14 protein-coding genes are annotated in these 15,207 nt (G+C 67.6%); 5 read left to right on the top strand and 9 right to left on the bottom strand.

Going from position 1 to position 15,207, the window contains the following annotated elements:
* The first annotated feature begins 27 nt into the window (after positions 1 to 27).
* Positions 28 to 882 carry a polyamine aminopropyltransferase gene (gene speE / locus ABIE51_RS00130; RefSeq protein ID WP_192631782.1) on the top strand — a complete coding sequence of 285 codons (855 nt, stop codon included), beginning with the start codon at positions 28 to 30 and terminating at the stop codon, positions 880 to 882.
* Between the two features lie 227 nt (positions 883 to 1,109).
* A complete protein-coding gene (locus ABIE51_RS00135; RefSeq protein ID WP_157031385.1) occupies positions 1,110 to 1,769 on the top strand; it encodes a phosphotransferase in 660 nt (219 codons plus the stop codon).
* Position 1,770: 1 nt separating this feature from the next.
* Here the strand turns inward: ABIE51_RS00135 and ABIE51_RS00140 are convergent, their stop codons facing one another.
* Both ABIE51_RS00140 and ABIE51_RS00145 read right to left on the bottom strand, forming a co-directional pair.
* On the bottom strand, positions 1,771 to 2,883 hold the full coding sequence (locus ABIE51_RS00140; RefSeq protein ID WP_192631783.1) for an acyltransferase family protein: 1,113 nt from the start codon (positions 2,881 to 2,883) through the stop codon (positions 1,771 to 1,773).
* A gap of 53 nt (positions 2,884 to 2,936) precedes the next feature.
* Positions 2,937 to 3,275 (bottom strand): P-II family nitrogen regulator, encoded by a 339-nt coding sequence (locus ABIE51_RS00145; RefSeq protein WP_115844333.1) that lies wholly within the window; start codon positions 3,273 to 3,275, stop codon positions 2,937 to 2,939.
* A gap of 190 nt (positions 3,276 to 3,465) precedes the next feature.
* Here ABIE51_RS00145 and ubiK point away from each other — a divergent pair, with 190 nt between their 5' ends.
* Both ubiK and ABIE51_RS00155 read left to right on the top strand, forming a co-directional pair.
* Positions 3,466 to 3,762, top strand: coding sequence for a ubiquinone biosynthesis accessory factor UbiK (ubiK, locus tag ABIE51_RS00150; protein WP_115844335.1), 297 nt, complete (start codon positions 3,466 to 3,468; stop codon positions 3,760 to 3,762).
* A 12-nt stretch (positions 3,763 to 3,774) separates the two neighbouring features.
* Entirely contained in the window at positions 3,775 to 5,289 is a 1,515-nt protein-coding gene (locus tag ABIE51_RS00155; RefSeq protein WP_192631784.1) for a YifB family Mg chelatase-like AAA ATPase, read from the top strand.
* A 105-nt stretch (positions 5,290 to 5,394) separates the two neighbouring features.
* Here ABIE51_RS00155 and ABIE51_RS00160 read toward each other — a convergent pair whose 3' ends face one another.
* From ABIE51_RS00160 to ABIE51_RS00170, 3 genes are all read right to left on the bottom strand, one after another.
* Positions 5,395 to 5,877: a hypothetical protein gene (locus ABIE51_RS00160; RefSeq protein ID WP_192631785.1), complete on the bottom strand. Its 483-nt coding sequence runs from the start codon at positions 5,875 to 5,877 to the stop codon at positions 5,395 to 5,397.
* A gap of 68 nt (positions 5,878 to 5,945) precedes the next feature.
* The gene (locus ABIE51_RS00165) at positions 5,946 to 6,419 is read right to left on the bottom strand and encodes a hypothetical protein (protein ID WP_192631786.1); all 474 of its coding nucleotides are present in this window, start codon (positions 6,417 to 6,419) and stop codon (positions 5,946 to 5,948) included.
* A gap of 136 nt (positions 6,420 to 6,555) precedes the next feature.
* Complete coding sequence (locus tag ABIE51_RS00170; protein ID WP_192631787.1) at positions 6,556 to 7,728, bottom strand: putative peptide maturation dehydrogenase; 1,173 nt, start codon at positions 7,726 to 7,728, stop codon at positions 6,556 to 6,558.
* Positions 7,729 to 7,968: 240 nt separating this feature from the next.
* Between ABIE51_RS00170 and ABIE51_RS00175 the strand changes: the two genes are divergently transcribed.
* A complete protein-coding gene (locus tag ABIE51_RS00175; protein ID WP_192631788.1) occupies positions 7,969 to 8,316 on the top strand; it encodes an NHLP-related RiPP peptide in 348 nt (115 codons plus the stop codon).
* A 34-nt stretch (positions 8,317 to 8,350) separates the two neighbouring features.
* Here ABIE51_RS00175 and ABIE51_RS00180 read toward each other — a convergent pair whose 3' ends face one another.
* The 4 genes from ABIE51_RS00180 to aceB all read right to left on the bottom strand — a co-directional run bounded on the left by ABIE51_RS00180 (position 8,351) and on the right by aceB (position 15,135).
* A complete protein-coding gene (locus ABIE51_RS00180; protein ID WP_192631789.1) occupies positions 8,351 to 10,837 on the bottom strand; it encodes a putative peptide modification system cyclase in 2,487 nt (828 codons plus the stop codon).
* Between the two features lie 22 nt (positions 10,838 to 10,859).
* Positions 10,860 to 11,912, bottom strand: a complete 1,053-nt coding sequence (locus ABIE51_RS00185) for a GGDEF domain-containing protein (RefSeq protein WP_192631790.1) — start codon at positions 11,910 to 11,912, stop codon at positions 10,860 to 10,862.
* A gap of 235 nt (positions 11,913 to 12,147) precedes the next feature.
* On the bottom strand, positions 12,148 to 13,449 hold the full coding sequence (aceA, locus tag ABIE51_RS00190; protein WP_192631791.1) for an isocitrate lyase: 1,302 nt from the start codon (positions 13,447 to 13,449) through the stop codon (positions 12,148 to 12,150).
* A gap of 66 nt (positions 13,450 to 13,515) precedes the next feature.
* On the bottom strand, positions 13,516 to 15,135 hold the full coding sequence (aceB, locus tag ABIE51_RS00195) for a malate synthase A (RefSeq protein WP_192631792.1): 1,620 nt from the start codon (positions 15,133 to 15,135) through the stop codon (positions 13,516 to 13,518).
* Positions 15,136 to 15,207: the final 72 nt, after the last annotated feature.

The following is a 15,207-nucleotide window of genomic DNA, read 5'->3' on the forward strand; positions in this document are numbered from 1 at the left end:
GGACGGCCTTTCCCCTGGGACGCGCGCATGAGCACCAACACTTCCTGGCATTACGAGAACTTCGACCCGACCGGTTCGGCGATCGGCTACCGCATCACCCGGAAGCTGGACGAAGTGCAGTCGCCGTTCCAGAAGATCGAGATCTTCGAGAGCACCGACTGGGGCAACCTGATGCTCATCGACGGCGCGATGATGCTGACCACGAAGGACAACTTCTTCTATCACGAGATGATGTCCCATCCGGCGCTGTTCACCCACGCCAGGCCCGAGAACGTGGTGATCATCGGCGGCGGCGACTGCGGCACGCTGCGCGAGGTGCTCAAGCACAAGGGCGTGAAGAAGGCCGTCCAGTGCGACATCGACGAGCAGGTCACGCGCATGGCCGAGAAGTGGTTCCCGGAACTGTGCGACGCCAACGACGACCCGCGCGCGACGCTGCTGTTCGACGACGGCATCGCCTACATGAAGAACTGCGAGCCGGGCTCGCTGGACGTGGTGATCGTGGACTCCACCGACCCGGTCGGCCCGGCCGAGGGCCTGTTCAACAAGGCCTTCTTCGAGAGCTGCTTCCGCGCGTTGAAGGACGACGGCATCCTCGTCCAGCAGTCCGAGTCGCCGCTGATGCTGCTCTCGCTCATCAAGGAAATGCGCGCAGAGATGGGCAAGGCCGGCTTCACCACGTTCCAGACGCTGCCCTTCCCGCAGCCCTGCTACCCGACGGGCTGGTGGAGCTGCACGCTGGCGCGCAAGGGACAGGGTTTCGATTTCCGCGTGGCGGACGCCCGCGCGAAGGACTTCGACACCAAGTACTACACCGCTGACGCGCACCAGGGCGCCGCGGTGCTGCCGCCGTTCGTGGCCGCGGAGCTGGACGGCCGCTGAGGTCCCCGCTTCGATCTGTCCAAGGCCCCGCTCCGGCGGGGCTTTTTTACTGGCGCGAACCGATACGCGCCTTGTGCCGAATGTGGTGCGGCCGCGGAACGGTGAGTGCCGCAGGGGCGCGTCGACGACTTCGTTCGCGACATTAAAATTTCAATAACTGAACCGTCCGGTTCAGAGAACCGCCGCGCCGCCCTCCCCCGAGCACGACGCGCGTCGCCGGATCCCCAATGAACGCCTCCACCCTGCCGCGCGACCCCCGGTCGCTGCCGCCCGATGTTCGCCTGCTCAAGCGTGGCGAACGTTTCCTCGAACCCGACGTCTACGTGCTCGACGTCGACGGACGCCCCGCCGTGGTCAAGGACTACGGGCGGTATCGCCGCACGCCACTGTCGCTGCCCGCGCGGCTGCTCGTGCGGCGCGAGGCGCGCGTCCTCGACCGGCTGCGCGGCTGGCGCCATGCGCCGGCGCTGCTGGGCACGATCGGTGGCCTCGCGCTGGGCATCGAGTTCATTCCCGGCCAGACGCTGGGCGAGGTCGCCCTCGACGCCGGTTCGCACGTGTTCCAGCAACTGCGCGGCGCGGTGGCCTCGCTGCATGCGGCGGGGATCACGCACAACGACCTGCATCCGGCGAACGTGCTGGTCGCCGGCTCGACACCGGTGCTGATCGATTTCGCCTCCGCCATGCGCACCCCGCGCTGGCTGCGCTGGTTGCCGCTGGCGCGCGAACTGCGCCGCAGCGACCTGGCGAACGTCGCGAAGATGCGCCAGCGCCTGACCGGGCAGGGCCCCAGCGCGCGCGAGGCCGAACTGCTCGCACCGCCGCGCTGGGTCGACGCGATCCGCCTGGGGTGGAAGCGCGTCTACCGGCGGATCAAGGGCGGCTGACTCAGGCCGCCGCGTCGGCCAGCCGCAACCGCGCGGCGCGGCGGCGACGTTCGCGCAGGCGCAGGAAGGGGCGCTCGACGGCGTAATGCAGCGCGGCGCCACCGGCGAGCGTCGCCACCGCATATACGGCGAACGTCGCGAAGCCCTGTCCCACGAGCGCGTCGCCCCACGTGCGATCCACCGCGGCGAACACGAGCTTGTGGCTCAGGTAGAGGCTATAGGAGATCGCGGCGATCCATCCCGCGCCGGGCAGCGCGCGGCGTCCGATCCAGCTTCGCGAACTCGCACCGGCGACGACGAGGCACGCGATGGACCACGAGAGCACCGGCCAGCCGACCGCATTGCCGACCAGACCAGTGCGCTGCGCGAACAGCCAGAACGCCAGCGCCATGCCGGCCACGCCGAGCATCAGGAACGCGTTGCCCGAGCGCGTCAGGCGCTCCCACGTGGCCGGGCGGTACACCGCGATCACGGCCAGCACCACGCCCGCGAGCAGCCCGTCGAGGCGGCACCACGTCGGGTAATACAGGTCCTCGACGAACCACGGCCGGTCGGGCTGCACGGCGTCGTAGTGGAGCCACGTGCCGGCACGCACCGCGATGCCGCCGACCACGACGAACGCGCACAGGCCCACGAACTTCCCGACCGAAGGCCGCTTCGCCATGAACACGGCAAGCGCGGGGAACACGAGGTAGAAGTGCTCCTCCACGCAGAGCGACCACGCGTGCGAGAACGCCTGCTGCGTGCCGTAGTCGACCAGCAGGTTGAAGGTGAAGGTCGCGAACATCCACCACGGCGCCAGGCCTTCGGCTTCACGCCATTGCGGAAACGCCACGTAGATCGCGAGCACCACGACGAACGCCGGCAGGATCCGCCAGGCGCGCCGCGCGTAGAAGTCGCTGAAGGAGAGCCGTTCGCCGCGCGCGAGCGGCGCCAGCACCTGGCGGCCGATGAGGAAGCCGCTCAGCACGAAGAAGATGTCCACGCCCATCCAGCCGTAGCGCTCGAGCCACTTGAAGTCCGGCCCGAGTCCGCCGACGAGGAAGGAATGGAAGAGCATCACCCACACCACCGCGATCGCGCGGAGCAGGTCGAGTCCGGGAAGGCGCGTCATGACGTCATTTTCGATGGATGGCCTGCCGGCGTCGCCGGCGAACGGCGGATGGATTACAGCGCGTCGCCGTCCAGCTCGCCGGTGCGGATGCGCACGGCGCGTTCCAGGTCCCAGACGAAGATCTTGCCGTCGCCGATCTTGCCCGTGCCGGCGGCCTTCATGATCGCCTCGACGACGCCGTCGACCTGCTCGTCGGTCACGGCGACTTCCAGCTTGATCTTGGGCAGGAAGTCGACCACGTACTCGGCGCCGCGGTAGAGCTCGGTATGACCCTTCTGGCGCCCGAAGCCCTTCACCTCGGTCGCGGTGATGCCCGCCACGCCGGCCTCGGCGAGCGCTTCGCGCACGTCGTCGAGCTTGAACGGCTTGATCACCGCCATGACCATCTTCATCGCTACGTTCTCCTGCGATCGCCTTCGATCGTGGCGGGAGGATAACGAAGACGGTGCCGCCCCGGGTGGGGTCTCGGGTAGAGTGACGCCACTTTCGGACTTCCCCCACATTCCGCCGCGGCCCATGCCGACGGCGTCCTCACGGCCGACCCCCCACTCTGGCGGGAACACCCGAGGACCATCCCTCACCATGATCGACCTGAATCCCATCGACGATCTCGCCCGCCGCCTGAGCACCCTGGTCCCCCCGAGCGTCCGCGAAGGGCGCGAGGAACTGCAGCAGAACTTCAAGGCCGTGCTGCAGTCCGGGCTGGCCAAGCTCGATCTGGTGACGCGCGAGGAGTTCGAAGTCCAGCGCGCGGTCCTGCTTCGCACGCGCGAGAAGCTCGAAGAACTGCAGCGCACCGTCGCCGAACTGGAGACGCAGCTCTCGCAGTCCGAGCCGCCGTCCTCGCAGTCCGGAACGCTGTCGCAGCCGCACCACTAAGCGGCCAATCCCATGAACCTGGCACTCGTGCACAGCCGTGCACGATCGGGCGTCCGTGCGCCCGCAGTACGCGTTGAAGTGCATCTGGCGGGCGGATTGCCCGCAATGTCCATCGTCGGTTTGCCCGAAGCGGCGGTACGCGAATCGAAGGATCGCGTGCGCGCGGCGATCCTCTGCGCGCAGTTCGAGTTCCCGGCACGCCGCATCACGGTCAACCTCGCGCCCGCCGACCTGCCCAAGGACGGAGGCCGCTTCGACCTGCCCATCGCGCTGGGCATCCTCGCGGCCAGCGGACAGATCCCGCTGGAGGCGCTGGCCGACGGCGAATTCCTTGGCGAGCTCGGACTCACGGGCGAACTGCGCGCGGTCGACGGCGTGCTGCCTGCGGCTCTGGCCGCCGGCGATGCGGGGCGGAAACTGATCGTCCCGGCGGGAAACGGCGCCGAAGCCGCGCTGGCCAGCCGCGTCGAAGTCCGCACGGCGCGCACGTTGCTGGAAGTCTGCGCGCACCTCACGGGGCGCAAGCCGCTTCCGTTCGCCGAAGCGCCCGCACTTGAACGCACACCCGGACCGGACCTCGCCGACGTGCGTGGCCAAGCCCAAGCGCGACGCGCGCTGGAGATCGCCGCGGCCGGCGGTCACCACCTTCTTCTGATCGGCCCGCCCGGTTGCGGCAAGACGTTGCTGGCGTCGCGCCTCCCGGGTCTGTTGCCGGAGGCGACCGAAAGCGAGGCGCTGGAAGCGGCGGCGATCGCGTCGGTCAGCGGGCGCGGGCTCGATCCGGCGCGTTGGCGCGCGCGGCCCTTTCGATCGCCGCACCACACCGCCAGTGCGGTCGCGCTGGTCGGCGGTGGCGCGCAGCCGCGGCCGGGCGAGATCTCGCTTGCGCACCAAGGCGTGCTCTTCCTGGACGAATTGCCCGAATGGGATCGCCGCGCGCTGGAAGTCCTGCGCGAACCGCTGGAGTCCGGCGTCATCACCGTGTCGCGCGCGGCGCGCAGTGCGGAGTTTCCGGCGCGATTTCAGCTCGTGGCGGCAATGAATCCCTGCCCCTGCGGCTGGGCCGGCGATCCGTCCGGACGATGCCGTTGCAGTCCGGACGCCGTGCGACGCTATCGAGGCCGCGTGTCGGGGCCGCTGCTCGATCGCATCGACCTGCATGTCGAAGTCGCGCGACTGCCGCCCGCCGCGCTGCGACCGGACGCGCCCGCCGGCGAATCCACCGAGACCGTACGCGCACGCGTCGTCGAAGCCCGCGGGCGGCAGCATGCGCGCGCCGGGAAGACGAACGCGGTGCTCGACCAGCCCGAGACCGCAGCCGCGTGTCGGCTCGCCGACGCCGACCGGCTGCTGCTCGAACGCGCCGTGGACGCCCTGCAGCTGTCGGCACGCTCGATGCACCGGATCATGCGTGTCGCACGAACGATCGCCGACCTCGACGGCGCGGACGTCATCGGCACGGCCCACCTGACGGAAGCCATTTCGCTGCGACGCGCAACGCGCGGGATGGAAGCCGCGGTGGCGTGAGTCTTCGGGGAGCGGCGAGTCGGCGAGCCAATCGCGAACGACAACGTCCGGCGTGCTTGCTCACGTCGAACCGTGTACGGGCCTGGCCAACGCGCTTCCCAGCGATCAGCCGCAGCGATCGCCGCACACCTTCGGGCGATCCAGGTAGTCGCGCGCGCCTTCGCGTGCCTCGCGCTTCTCGGCTTCGGTGCCACAGCGGGTCACCTTCATCGTGGTACCGGACGCGCGCTCACGCCAGCAGACCTGCTTTTCATCGTGGCCGGCGCGTGTGTTCTTCACTTCGGCGTTGATCCGCTCCAGTGCGTTCTCGAGCCGGACCTTGTCGTCCATCGACAGTTGATCGAGCGTGGTCTTGCCTTCCGTGACCGCGAAGACATCCACCTGCGCCTTGCGGATCGCATTGACCTGTCGCGTCGTCAGGCCGTCGGTCTTGCCCGCGTCGAGATCGCGCTTGAGTTCCTGCTGCTGCGCGAGGATGCGTTCGAGCTTCTGCGGTGCCGGAGCTTCGTCCTGCGCGATCGCCGTGAGCGACGCCGAGCACGCGATCGTCAAGGCCAGCCACACTCCCCAGTGCGCTTGCTTGTTCATGCAATCCCCCTGCCGATGCCGCAGGAGCCGGCGGGCCGGCTCCGGTTACGACGCCAGATGCGTCGCGATCAGTTGCTCTTGCAGTCCATGCAGCTGCCGCGGGAATCCATCATGTTGCGTGCCGCTTCGCGCTCTTCGCGCCACTGGGTAGCGGTCTTGCAGACGCGCTCCTTGCGGGTGCTGCCGAGTACCGGGCGACGTTCGCAGACCATGCGGTCTTCGCCATCGTTGTTCACTACCGCTTCGATCCACTCCAGCGTGTTGAAGACTTCGGTCTTCTGCTGGTCGTTGAGTTCGGCGGTGGAATGCTTGCCTTCGATGGTCTGCAGCATGCGCGCCTGCTTGGTGAGCAGCTCGCTGCGTTGCGAGCTCGACAGGTCCTTGTACCGACCGGTGCGTGCTTCCACGCCGTCGCGAATCTCGGTCTGCTGGGTACGGATGTCGTCGAGCATCAGCACGCGGCTGTCGACGGACGCGAACGCGGCCGGGGCGACGAGCGCCAGGCTCAGGAGGGCGGCGGAAACGAAGCGGATGGCACGCATTGCGACAATCCTTGTGGTGGGCCTCCAAACATAGCGCGCCAGATTTGGCAATGTCGACTGCCTAGACCTGCAAAATCGGCCATTCAGCCGATCACACCGGGCTTCGGACCGCATCAAGGCCGGGCCGCCTACCGGGTCAGCCGTCCGCCCGTTGCCAGACACGCTCTGCCGGGTCCAGCTCGGCCGTCTCCATCACGGGCCCGCGCCAGCCGAAACCGCAGATCGCCAGGGCGCCCTGGTGGATCGGGTCCAGGCCGAAGGCCTGCTCCAGCTCGACCTCGTTGATCGCGCCGGTGATGAACGCGCCGAGTCCGGCGTCGGTCGCGGCCAGGTACAGCGTCTGCGACAGGTGGCCACCTTCCAGCGCGATCACGCGATAGCCCTTCGCGTGGTGCCGGTATTTCCAGAAGGTCCGATCGAAGCGCGGCGAGAGCAGCACCACGACGTGCGCGTCGGCGAACCAGTGTTGCTGCGCGACCATGTCCATCACGAACTCGCGCAGCGGTTTGGCCGGCGCCGGCAACGGTTCCAGCGCGTGCTCCTGCGACTGGTAGTGGTACAGCCCCGGCGCGACGCCGTCGACGTGCTGCACGATCAGGTAGCACTCCATCGGATGCAGGCCGCCGCCGGACGGCACGTTCTTCTTCAGGAACACCGTGTCGTCGGTGACGCGCACTTCCGCCTGCGCGGCGAACACGCGCTGCAACACCTGCGCGAACGTGTCGAACGGCAACGTGCGCGACGCATCGAAATTGCGGCAGGTCGCACGGCGCGCGAGCAGCTCGTCGAACGAGGTCGGCGCGATGCGCGGAAGCCGCACGCGCGCATCGTCATCGACGCGGCGCGCGGCTTCCACCGGCGGCGCACCGAGCACCTGCCGCATCGCGACCGCGGTTTCGGTGCCGCTGTCCTTCTGGTTCTGCACGGTGTCCACGCCGCTCCATCGCGTGAACGCGTGCAGCGTTGCCGCGAGCGGATGCCAGTACGTGCGACGCAGCGATTCGTCGCGTTCGCGCATGTCGACGTGTTCGGGCGCGTCGCTGACCACCAGGCCTTCGCGCAGCAGGCGCGCGAGTGTATCCGCGTCTGCCTCTATCGAATCCGCGTCGATCCATTGACCAGGGCTAAGCACACCAAGCAGTTCGCGCTCGTCGCCATCGACCTCGACTTCCTGGCCCAGATGCGGCGCGAGCGCGAGCCAGCGCCGCTCGCGATTGAGCCCATCGCCGCCGGTCAACAGGAGGGAAAGATCGAACTCGACCTGTTCCCGCGGCTCGAAATACACCACTCCACAACGACGGATGCGCATGCCTGGTTCCCTTCAGCGAAGCCGCTACTGTGCGTGCGCGCGCTGTTCCGCGGAAGGGGGAGCGCAGCGTCGAAACGCATGCCGACATGCAGAGTCGGCGAAACCTGTTAGCGCTCCCTGGCCGGGCGTTTGCCTTCCGCACGTCGGACGTCATACGTCCGCGGTTGTGACAGCACGCACATACCGGTTAGATTTTGCCGGATTGGCCCGCAACGGGCTCTTTGACGGGGAAGATTGGGGATGAACAAGCCGCTGACCGCACCGCTGGACCCGGCCTTGGCCGACCGGCTTCTGGACCTTCTGAGCACCGACGACCTGTTCCGCGAGCGTTTCCAGCGCGACCACCTCGCCGCGCTGCGAACGATCGGCTACGAATCGCCAACGCCAGGGCAGATGACGGCGTGTGGCGAAGTGTCGCCCGTTGCCGCAATGGAACCGTTCCGCGATTGCAGGGTCCGGGATCTCGCCTCCAAGGATGCCATTCGAGCCGCGAGGGGGGAGATCAAGGCCATGCTTACGCAGGGTCTCGCCCAGAACACGCCGAAGCTCGATGCGCGAATGTCGGATGCGACGTACACGCTGAAGTGATTGAGCGTGACCGTCTGGCATGCGCCGGGCAAAATCACGCCTTCGTTGCCGCTTTCGAGATGTCGGCAACGTTGAGGGCCTGCAAACACGAGTTGCAGGCCATCTCAATGTAAGCCAGCCCACGCGCCTGTTGCAGCCAACGTGCCTGCTCGGCTGCCTTCTCGTTTTCGCCTAGGTCCTCGTACGCTTGCATCAACGCGACGCGTGCCTGAAACCGTTCGTGGCCCGCCGTCGTCAGCGGAAGTAGCAATCGGAGCGCGTCGGCAGGTTTATCCGACGCCCTCAAAACTTCGGCGCGGAGGATCGTGTGGAACTCGGAGACAACCGGAATTTCGAGCAGTTCCGGCCGCTGTGGAAATTTGTCGAGCACTCCCTTTGCGATTTCGACCTCGCCCAGTCTGACGGCGAGCATGCCCGCGGCCAATGCGAGCACGGCATCGTCCTCGGCGTCCGCGCCCAGCGCACCTGCCGACCCGAGCGACTGCAGGGCTAGCTGGACCGCCTCGCGGATATGCCGCAGTGCCGTCGACTTGTCGTCGCGTTTCCAGGCGACGACAGCGGCCGGTATGAGGAACGTCCGTGCGTCCAGGCCTCCAGTCTCGCGCGCCATTTGAAGTGCCTTGTCGGCGGTCCGCCCCGCTTCGCTCCACTTGCCCTGGTCGATGGCGACCGCAACGCGCTCCAGGTTCCCGTGGAGATTGTCCGCCGGGACGCGATCCAGCCATTTGCGGGCCGAGACGAAATCGCCGCGCGCGGCATCGACTGCGGCTCGACGCCGCGCGCTACTGCCGGGCGCCCGCGTTAAGGCCTGATCGAATGCCGCTGCAGCCTTGTCGTACTCGCCCAACGCCAGCCGGGCGCGACCGATCGAGTCGTAGTCGATTGCGATGGTCGAGTTCTGCGGTACGGCAGCTGCAGTGGCGAACGCGAGAGACTCCTTGAACCGATTCTCGGTGAACAGCCACATCGCCGCGTTGCTTGCGGCCGGAAGGTAATCCGGGTAGAGCTTGGCCAAGTTCGACCACATGCTCGTCGTTTTGCCCGGCCTGTCGAAGCGGGAGACCCATGCATCAACGTACATCGCTTCACGCGGCGCGAGGCGGTCGCGAAGCGCCTGAGCCTTGCGCAGCGATGCCTCGCCACCCGGCGCGTCCACCTGCGCGTAACGCACGCGCATGATGCCGATCCACGCCAGCGCGAAATCGGGATCGAGCTGGGTAGCCTTCTCATAAAGCGCCTGCGCCTGCGCAAATTCCCCCTTGGCATGGGAAATCTCGGCCAGCGAATACGCACGCAGTGCATCGAGGTTCGCCGTGCTGACCTTGGAGAGCGGCAGCGAATCGCGTTCGACCGTGTTGACGGCCTCGCCGAGATCGCTACGCAGGCCCGTGCTCACCACGTCGATGCTGGCGAGCACCGAGCCCAGACCCGTGCCGTCGGCGGATTTCGCGAGGATCGTGGCCTGCGTGTGCGGATCGACGACCTCCGCGCTCACACGCACCTTGCCGCCCACTTCAGCCACGGTCGGCAGGATGACGGCGCGAGCGCCGTCACGCAGCGCGATTTCCGAGGCAATCGCGCGATCAAGCACGGTGTTCGGCTTCAGGCGCATCCGCGCCAACGTGTCACGCGCCTTCAGATCGCTTAGCACGTTGACGTAGCGCGACTGCTCCAGGCTGATGCGGAATGCCTGCTGCAGCGAGTCGTCTAGCACGCTTTCGCCAGTCAGGTTCCGGACATCCGCAACGACGACCCAGTCGCGCTGGTTGAAGGCGATCGCCGGCGCCGGGCGCGTGGCGAACCAGACGCCCACGCCGATGCCGGCGATGATCGCGGCCTCGGCGGCGAGCGCGGCGGGGCGACGCCACAGCGGAAGATCGCGCCAGGCCTTGGGCGTGTTCGGCGGCATGCGCAGCGGCGCGATGCCGGGCTCGCCGACTTCGTAGATCTGCTGGCCGTCGGGCACGCCCTTGAAGCGCCAGCGGCCGTGCGATTTCCACAGCAGGTGCTGGCCGCGTTCGCCCAGTTCGCGCGCGGCGCGATGCGCCAGCGGTTCGGCGACGGCCGACAGCAGGATCTGCCCGGGGCGCGCCATCGCCATCAGGCGCGCGGCCATCGGCTTGGCCAGACCCTCGACTTCCAGCGGCTTGGCGCCGACCTGCACCGCTTCGTCGCTGTTGCGCCAGGTGAGCACTTCGCCGACATGCAAACCCGCACGCGCGCGCAGTTCGTGCCCGCGCGCGTCGCCCATCTCGCGCAGTTCGCGGACGTAGTCGAGCGCGAAGCCCAAGCCGTCGATGGGGCGTTCGAACAGCAGCAACAGGCCATCGGAACGGTCGATCAACCGTCCGCGCCAGCGCTGCTGCAGATCCAGCACCAGTCGATCGTGGTCGCGGAACAGCGTGGCCGCCTGCACGTCGCCGATGCGCTCGACCAGCGTGGTCGAATCGCACAGGTCGGTCAGCAGCAGCGTGCGCAGCTGTGGCGCTTCGATCGAGGGGCGATGGGTCATCTCGTTCATCGCGTCCGTCCGCTCCGTCGGCTCAGGCCGAAGTCAGTTCCATGTCGTGCCAATGCACGCGATTGCCGCCCAGGCGCTTGGCCTGGTACAGCGCCGCGTCGGCGTGTGCGTATCCGTCGTTCCAGTCGCGCGCGGGGTCGATCAGGCAGGCACCGACGCTCAGCGGGCACATCAGCGGCGTTCCGTGCGACATCTGCATCAGGCCCTGCGCGGTGGAGACGATGAAGTCGCCGAAGCGCATCACCTCCTCGCGCTGGTCCGACACCACCAGCAGGCAGAACTCGTCGCCGCCGATGCGGCAGGCAAGGTCCTCGGGCCCGGCCACCGAGCGCAGGATGTTCGCCACGCCCTGCAGCACGCGGTCGCCGATGAGATGGCCGTGGTCGTCGTTGACCTGCTTGAAGCGGTCGCAGTCGACCAGGAGCAATCCCATGCTGCGTTGCTCGCCAAGTTCCCGGCGTTCCTGCAGGTGCAGCGTCAGCGCGCGACGGTTGTACAGGCGCGTGAGTTCGTCCGTGCGGACGAGCTCTTCAGTCTGGTTGAGCTGGTGCGTCGCCGCGTACAGGCTATCGAGCGCGGATTGAAGTTCTTCGTTGCGACGACGCAGGCGGCGGATCAGGCTCTGCTCGTTCAGCACCACGCGCAGGATCGCGCGGCGCAGGAAATACGACACCAGGCCCGGATCGCGATCGACCAGACGCTGGAATTCCTCGTGGCGCAGTTCGATCAGCAGGCCGTCGCTGGCGGCCACGGCGTCAGCGCTCCGGACGTGATCGCCGATCAGCAGGCCGAGTTCGCCGAAGAATTCGCTGGGGCCCAGGCGCTTGCCGACGAGGTCGTCGCCGAAATCCAGGTCCACCACGCCGCGGGCGATGACGAACATCGTCGTGCCCAGTTCACCCCGGCGGAACAGCAGTTGGCCGGCTTCGACACGGCGCGGGCGACCCAGTTCGGCGAACAGCTCGTATTCCGCTTCGGTGAGCACCGCCGTCGCCACGTCCGCAGGCGCCGAGCCGTACTTGCCGGAGTTGATGGAATCGCGCGTCCGGAGAGACGCCGCGCTGTCACGAGTCATCCAACGAGGGCCCAGTCCCTGGGGAGGCTGGAGAATAGCACCGGAATCCAGTGTGAAACGGACTGGGCCGCCGGGACCGGACGCGTGGGCCTGAATGCGCTGGACCGCGGGGTCGACCGCTGTCTTGAAGCCCCTCTCCCGCTTGCGGGAGAGGGGTTGGGGTGAGGGCGACGCCCGCCCTCATCCGCCCTGCGGGCACCTTCTCCCGCGCGCGGGAGAAGGGAAGCGTCAGGCCTTACGCCGCCGCAGCCCGCTTCTCGTGGAACTGCTCTTCCTCGGTCGAACCCTTCAGCGCGACGGTCGAGGACTGCCCGCCCTGGATGGTCTGCGTCACCGCATCGAAGTAGCCGGTACCGACCTCGCGCTGGTGCTTCACCGCAGTGAAGCCCTTCTCGGCCGCGGCGAACTCCGCTTCCTGCAGCTCGACGAACGCGCTCATCTGGCGGCGCGCGTAGCCGTGCGCCAGGTTGAACATGCCGTAGTTCAGGCTGTGGAAGCCGGCCAGCGTGATGAACTGGAACTTGTAGCCGTAGGACGCGATTTCCTTCTGGAACTTGGCGATCGTCGCGTCGTCCAGGTTCTTCTTCCAGTTGAAGCTCGGGGAGCAGTTGTAGGCCAGCAGCTTGCCGGGGAACTTCGCGTGGATCGCCTCGGCGAACTTGCGGGCGAATTCCAGGTCCGGCTTGCCGGTCTCGCACCACACCAGGTCGGCGTACGGCGCGTATGCCAGGCCGCGACTGATCGCCTGGTCCAGGCCCTTGTTCGTCTTGTAGAAGCCTTCGACGGTGCGCTCGCCGGTGCAGAAGGGCTTGTCGTTGTCGTCGATGTCGGAGGTGATGAGGTCGGCGGCTTCGGCGTCGGTGCGGGCGACGATCAGCGTCGGCACGCCCATGACGTCGGCGGCCAGGCGCGCGGCAACGAGCTTTTCCACCGCCTCGCGCGTGGGCACCAGCACCTTGCCGCCCATGTGGCCGCACTTCTTCACGCTGGCGAGCTGGTCTTCGAAGTGGACGCCCGCGGCGCCGGCCTCGATCATGCCCTTCATCAGTTCGAACGCATTGAGCACGCCACCGAAACCGGCTTCGGCGTCGGCGACGATCGGCTGCAGGAAATCGACGTCGCCCGTGCCTTCGGCGCACTGGATCTGGTCGGCGCGCAGCAGCGTGTTGTTGATGCGGCGCACGACCTGCGGCACGGAGTTGGCCGGATACAGCGACTGGTCGGGGTACATCTCGCCGGCGATGTTGGCGTCGGCCGCGACCTGCCAACCCGACAGATAGATCGCCTTCAGGCCGGCCTTCACCTGCTGCATCGCCTGGTTGCCGGTGAGCGCGCCGAGCGCGTTGACGAACGGCTCGCTGTGCAACGAATTCCACAGCTTCTCCGCGCCGAGCTTGGCGATCGAATGCTCGACCTGCACCGTGCCGCGCAGGCGCACGACGTCCTGCGGGCAGTACGGACGCGTGATGCCGGCCCAGCGCGGGTTGGTTGCCCAGTCGTGGCGGAGTTGTTCGGCGGTCTGCAGCGTGGTGCTCATGGCGGTGTTCCTTTCGGTATCGATGATGGAAAAGCGGAACAGCTCAGGCGTGTTGCGAATGAGGAGTCAGTCCAGGCGCGCGTACGCCGGCAACGTGAGGAAGTCCTCCAGCTCGTCGGCGTGCGTGAGGCGATCGAGCACGCCGATCGCTTCGTTGATGCGGCTTCCGCCGGGAATGCGCGTGCGGTCGCCGAGGCGCGAAGGCAGGTTCAGGAAGGCGCGCTCGAGCAGCGCGAAATCGACCGGCGTGCCGTCGTCGAGGAACAAACCGTCGCTATGCAGCCACTGCCACAGCTGCGTGCGGGCGATTTCCGCCGTGGCCGCGTCTTCCATCAGCCAGTGGATCGGCACGCAGCCGTTGCCGTCGAGCCACGCGGCGAGGTATCGCACGCACACCTCGACGTTGCCTTCGAAACCTGCGCGCGTGATCGTGCCGAGCGAGGGCTTGATGAGATCGTCGCGCGTGACCCACACGTCCTCGCGCAGCACGTGGCGCTGGTTCGGCGTCGGCATGCGTTCGTCGAAGATCGCCTGCGCCAGCGGAATCAGTGCCGGATGCGCGACCCACGTGCCATCGTGGCCGGCGGTGACTTCGCGCAGCTTGTCGGCGCGGACCTTCGCGAGCGCGGCTTCGTTTGCCTCTTCGTCGCCGCTGATCGGGATCTGCGCCGCCATGCCGCCCATCGCGTGCGCGCCGCGCTTGTGGCAGGTCTGGATCAGCAGTTCCGAATACGACTTCAGGAACGGCTGCGTCATCGTCACCTGCGCGCGCTCGGGAAGCACCTTGTCGCGATGCGCGCGGAAGGTCTTGATGTACGAGAACACGTAATCCCAGCGGCCGCAGTTCAGGCCGGCGATGCGCGTGCGCAGCGCGTGCAGGATCTCGTCCATCTCGAACACCGCCGGCAGCGTCTCGATCAGCACGGTGACCTTGAGCTGGCCCGGCGGCAGGCGCAGTTCGCGCTCGATGTGGTCGAGCGCGTCGTTCCACAGCTGCGCCTCTTCCATCGACTGCAGCTTCGGCAGGTAGAAGTACGGGCCGCGGTCCTTCGCCATCAGCTCGCGCGCGTTGTGGAACGCGAACAGGCCCAGGTCGAACAGGCCGGCGGACATCGGCGTGCCGTCGACGAGCACGTGCTTCTCGTCCAGGTGCCAGCCGCGCGGCCGGACCATCAGCACCGCCTGCTCCTCGAACGGACGCAGCGCGTAGTGCTTGCCAGTGTCAGCGGTGAATTCGAGCGTGCCGCGCACCGCGTCGAACAGCGCGCGCTGGCCGGCGACCAGGTTCGGCCACGTCGGCGAGGTGCTGTCCTCGAAGTCGGCCATGTAGACCTTCGCGCCCGAGTTCAGCGCGTTGATCACCATCTTCGGATCGACCGGGCCGGTGATCTCGACGCGGCGGTCGAGCAGCGCCTTCGGGAGCGGGGCCACCTTCCACTCGCCCGCACGGATGGCCCTGGTGTCCTCACGGAAGTCCGGCAGTCCGCCAGCGTCGAAGAACGCCTGGCGTTCGCGGCGGGCGGCAAGCCGTGCTTGGCGGACGCGTTCGAACCGCGCGTGGAGCCCGGCGAGGAACGACAGGGCGGCCGGCGTCAGTACGTCGGTCTGGCCGGGGACCTGTGCGATGACCTCGACGCGGGCCTGCTGGAAGCCCGCCTGCTGGGGCTGCGCCATGACTGCCGACATGCTGTAACTCCGTGGTAACCGTGGGGAGCCACCATGCGCTGGCGTTTGTTATTTGACAATGAAGGTTTGTCA

Source organism: Lysobacter sp. OAE881 (assembly GCF_040546665.1).
Classification (GTDB): domain Bacteria; phylum Pseudomonadota; class Gammaproteobacteria; order Xanthomonadales; family Xanthomonadaceae; genus Lysobacter_J; species Lysobacter_J soli.

Excerpts from the sequence above, each read along its gene's own strand:
- speE (WP_192631782.1), top strand. The coding sequence starts at position 28 with ATGAGCACCAACACTTCCTGGCATTACGAGAACTTCGACCCGACCGGT.
- ABIE51_RS00135 (WP_157031385.1), top strand. The coding sequence starts at position 1,110 with ATGAACGCCTCCACCCTGCCGCGCGACCCCCGGTCGCTGCCGCCCGAT.
- ABIE51_RS00140 (WP_192631783.1), bottom strand. The coding sequence starts at position 2,883 with ATGACGCGCCTTCCCGGACTCGACCTGCTCCGCGCGATCGCGGTGGTG.
- ABIE51_RS00145 (WP_115844333.1), bottom strand. The coding sequence starts at position 3,275 with ATGAAGATGGTCATGGCGGTGATCAAGCCGTTCAAGCTCGACGACGTG.
- ubiK (WP_115844335.1), top strand. The coding sequence starts at position 3,466 with ATGATCGACCTGAATCCCATCGACGATCTCGCCCGCCGCCTGAGCACC.
- ABIE51_RS00155 (WP_192631784.1), top strand. The coding sequence starts at position 3,775 with ATGAACCTGGCACTCGTGCACAGCCGTGCACGATCGGGCGTCCGTGCG.
- ABIE51_RS00160 (WP_192631785.1), bottom strand. The coding sequence starts at position 5,877 with ATGAACAAGCAAGCGCACTGGGGAGTGTGGCTGGCCTTGACGATCGCG.
- ABIE51_RS00165 (WP_192631786.1), bottom strand. The coding sequence starts at position 6,419 with ATGCGTGCCATCCGCTTCGTTTCCGCCGCCCTCCTGAGCCTGGCGCTC.
- ABIE51_RS00170 (WP_192631787.1), bottom strand. The coding sequence starts at position 7,728 with ATGCGCATCCGTCGTTGTGGAGTGGTGTATTTCGAGCCGCGGGAACAG.
- ABIE51_RS00175 (WP_192631788.1), top strand. The coding sequence starts at position 7,969 with ATGAACAAGCCGCTGACCGCACCGCTGGACCCGGCCTTGGCCGACCGG.
- ABIE51_RS00180 (WP_192631789.1), bottom strand. The coding sequence starts at position 10,837 with ATGAACGAGATGACCCATCGCCCCTCGATCGAAGCGCCACAGCTGCGC.
- ABIE51_RS00185 (WP_192631790.1), bottom strand. The coding sequence starts at position 11,912 with ATGACTCGTGACAGCGCGGCGTCTCTCCGGACGCGCGATTCCATCAAC.
- aceA (WP_192631791.1), bottom strand. The coding sequence starts at position 13,449 with ATGAGCACCACGCTGCAGACCGCCGAACAACTCCGCCACGACTGGGCA.
- aceB (WP_192631792.1), bottom strand. The coding sequence starts at position 15,135 with ATGTCGGCAGTCATGGCGCAGCCCCAGCAGGCGGGCTTCCAGCAGGCC.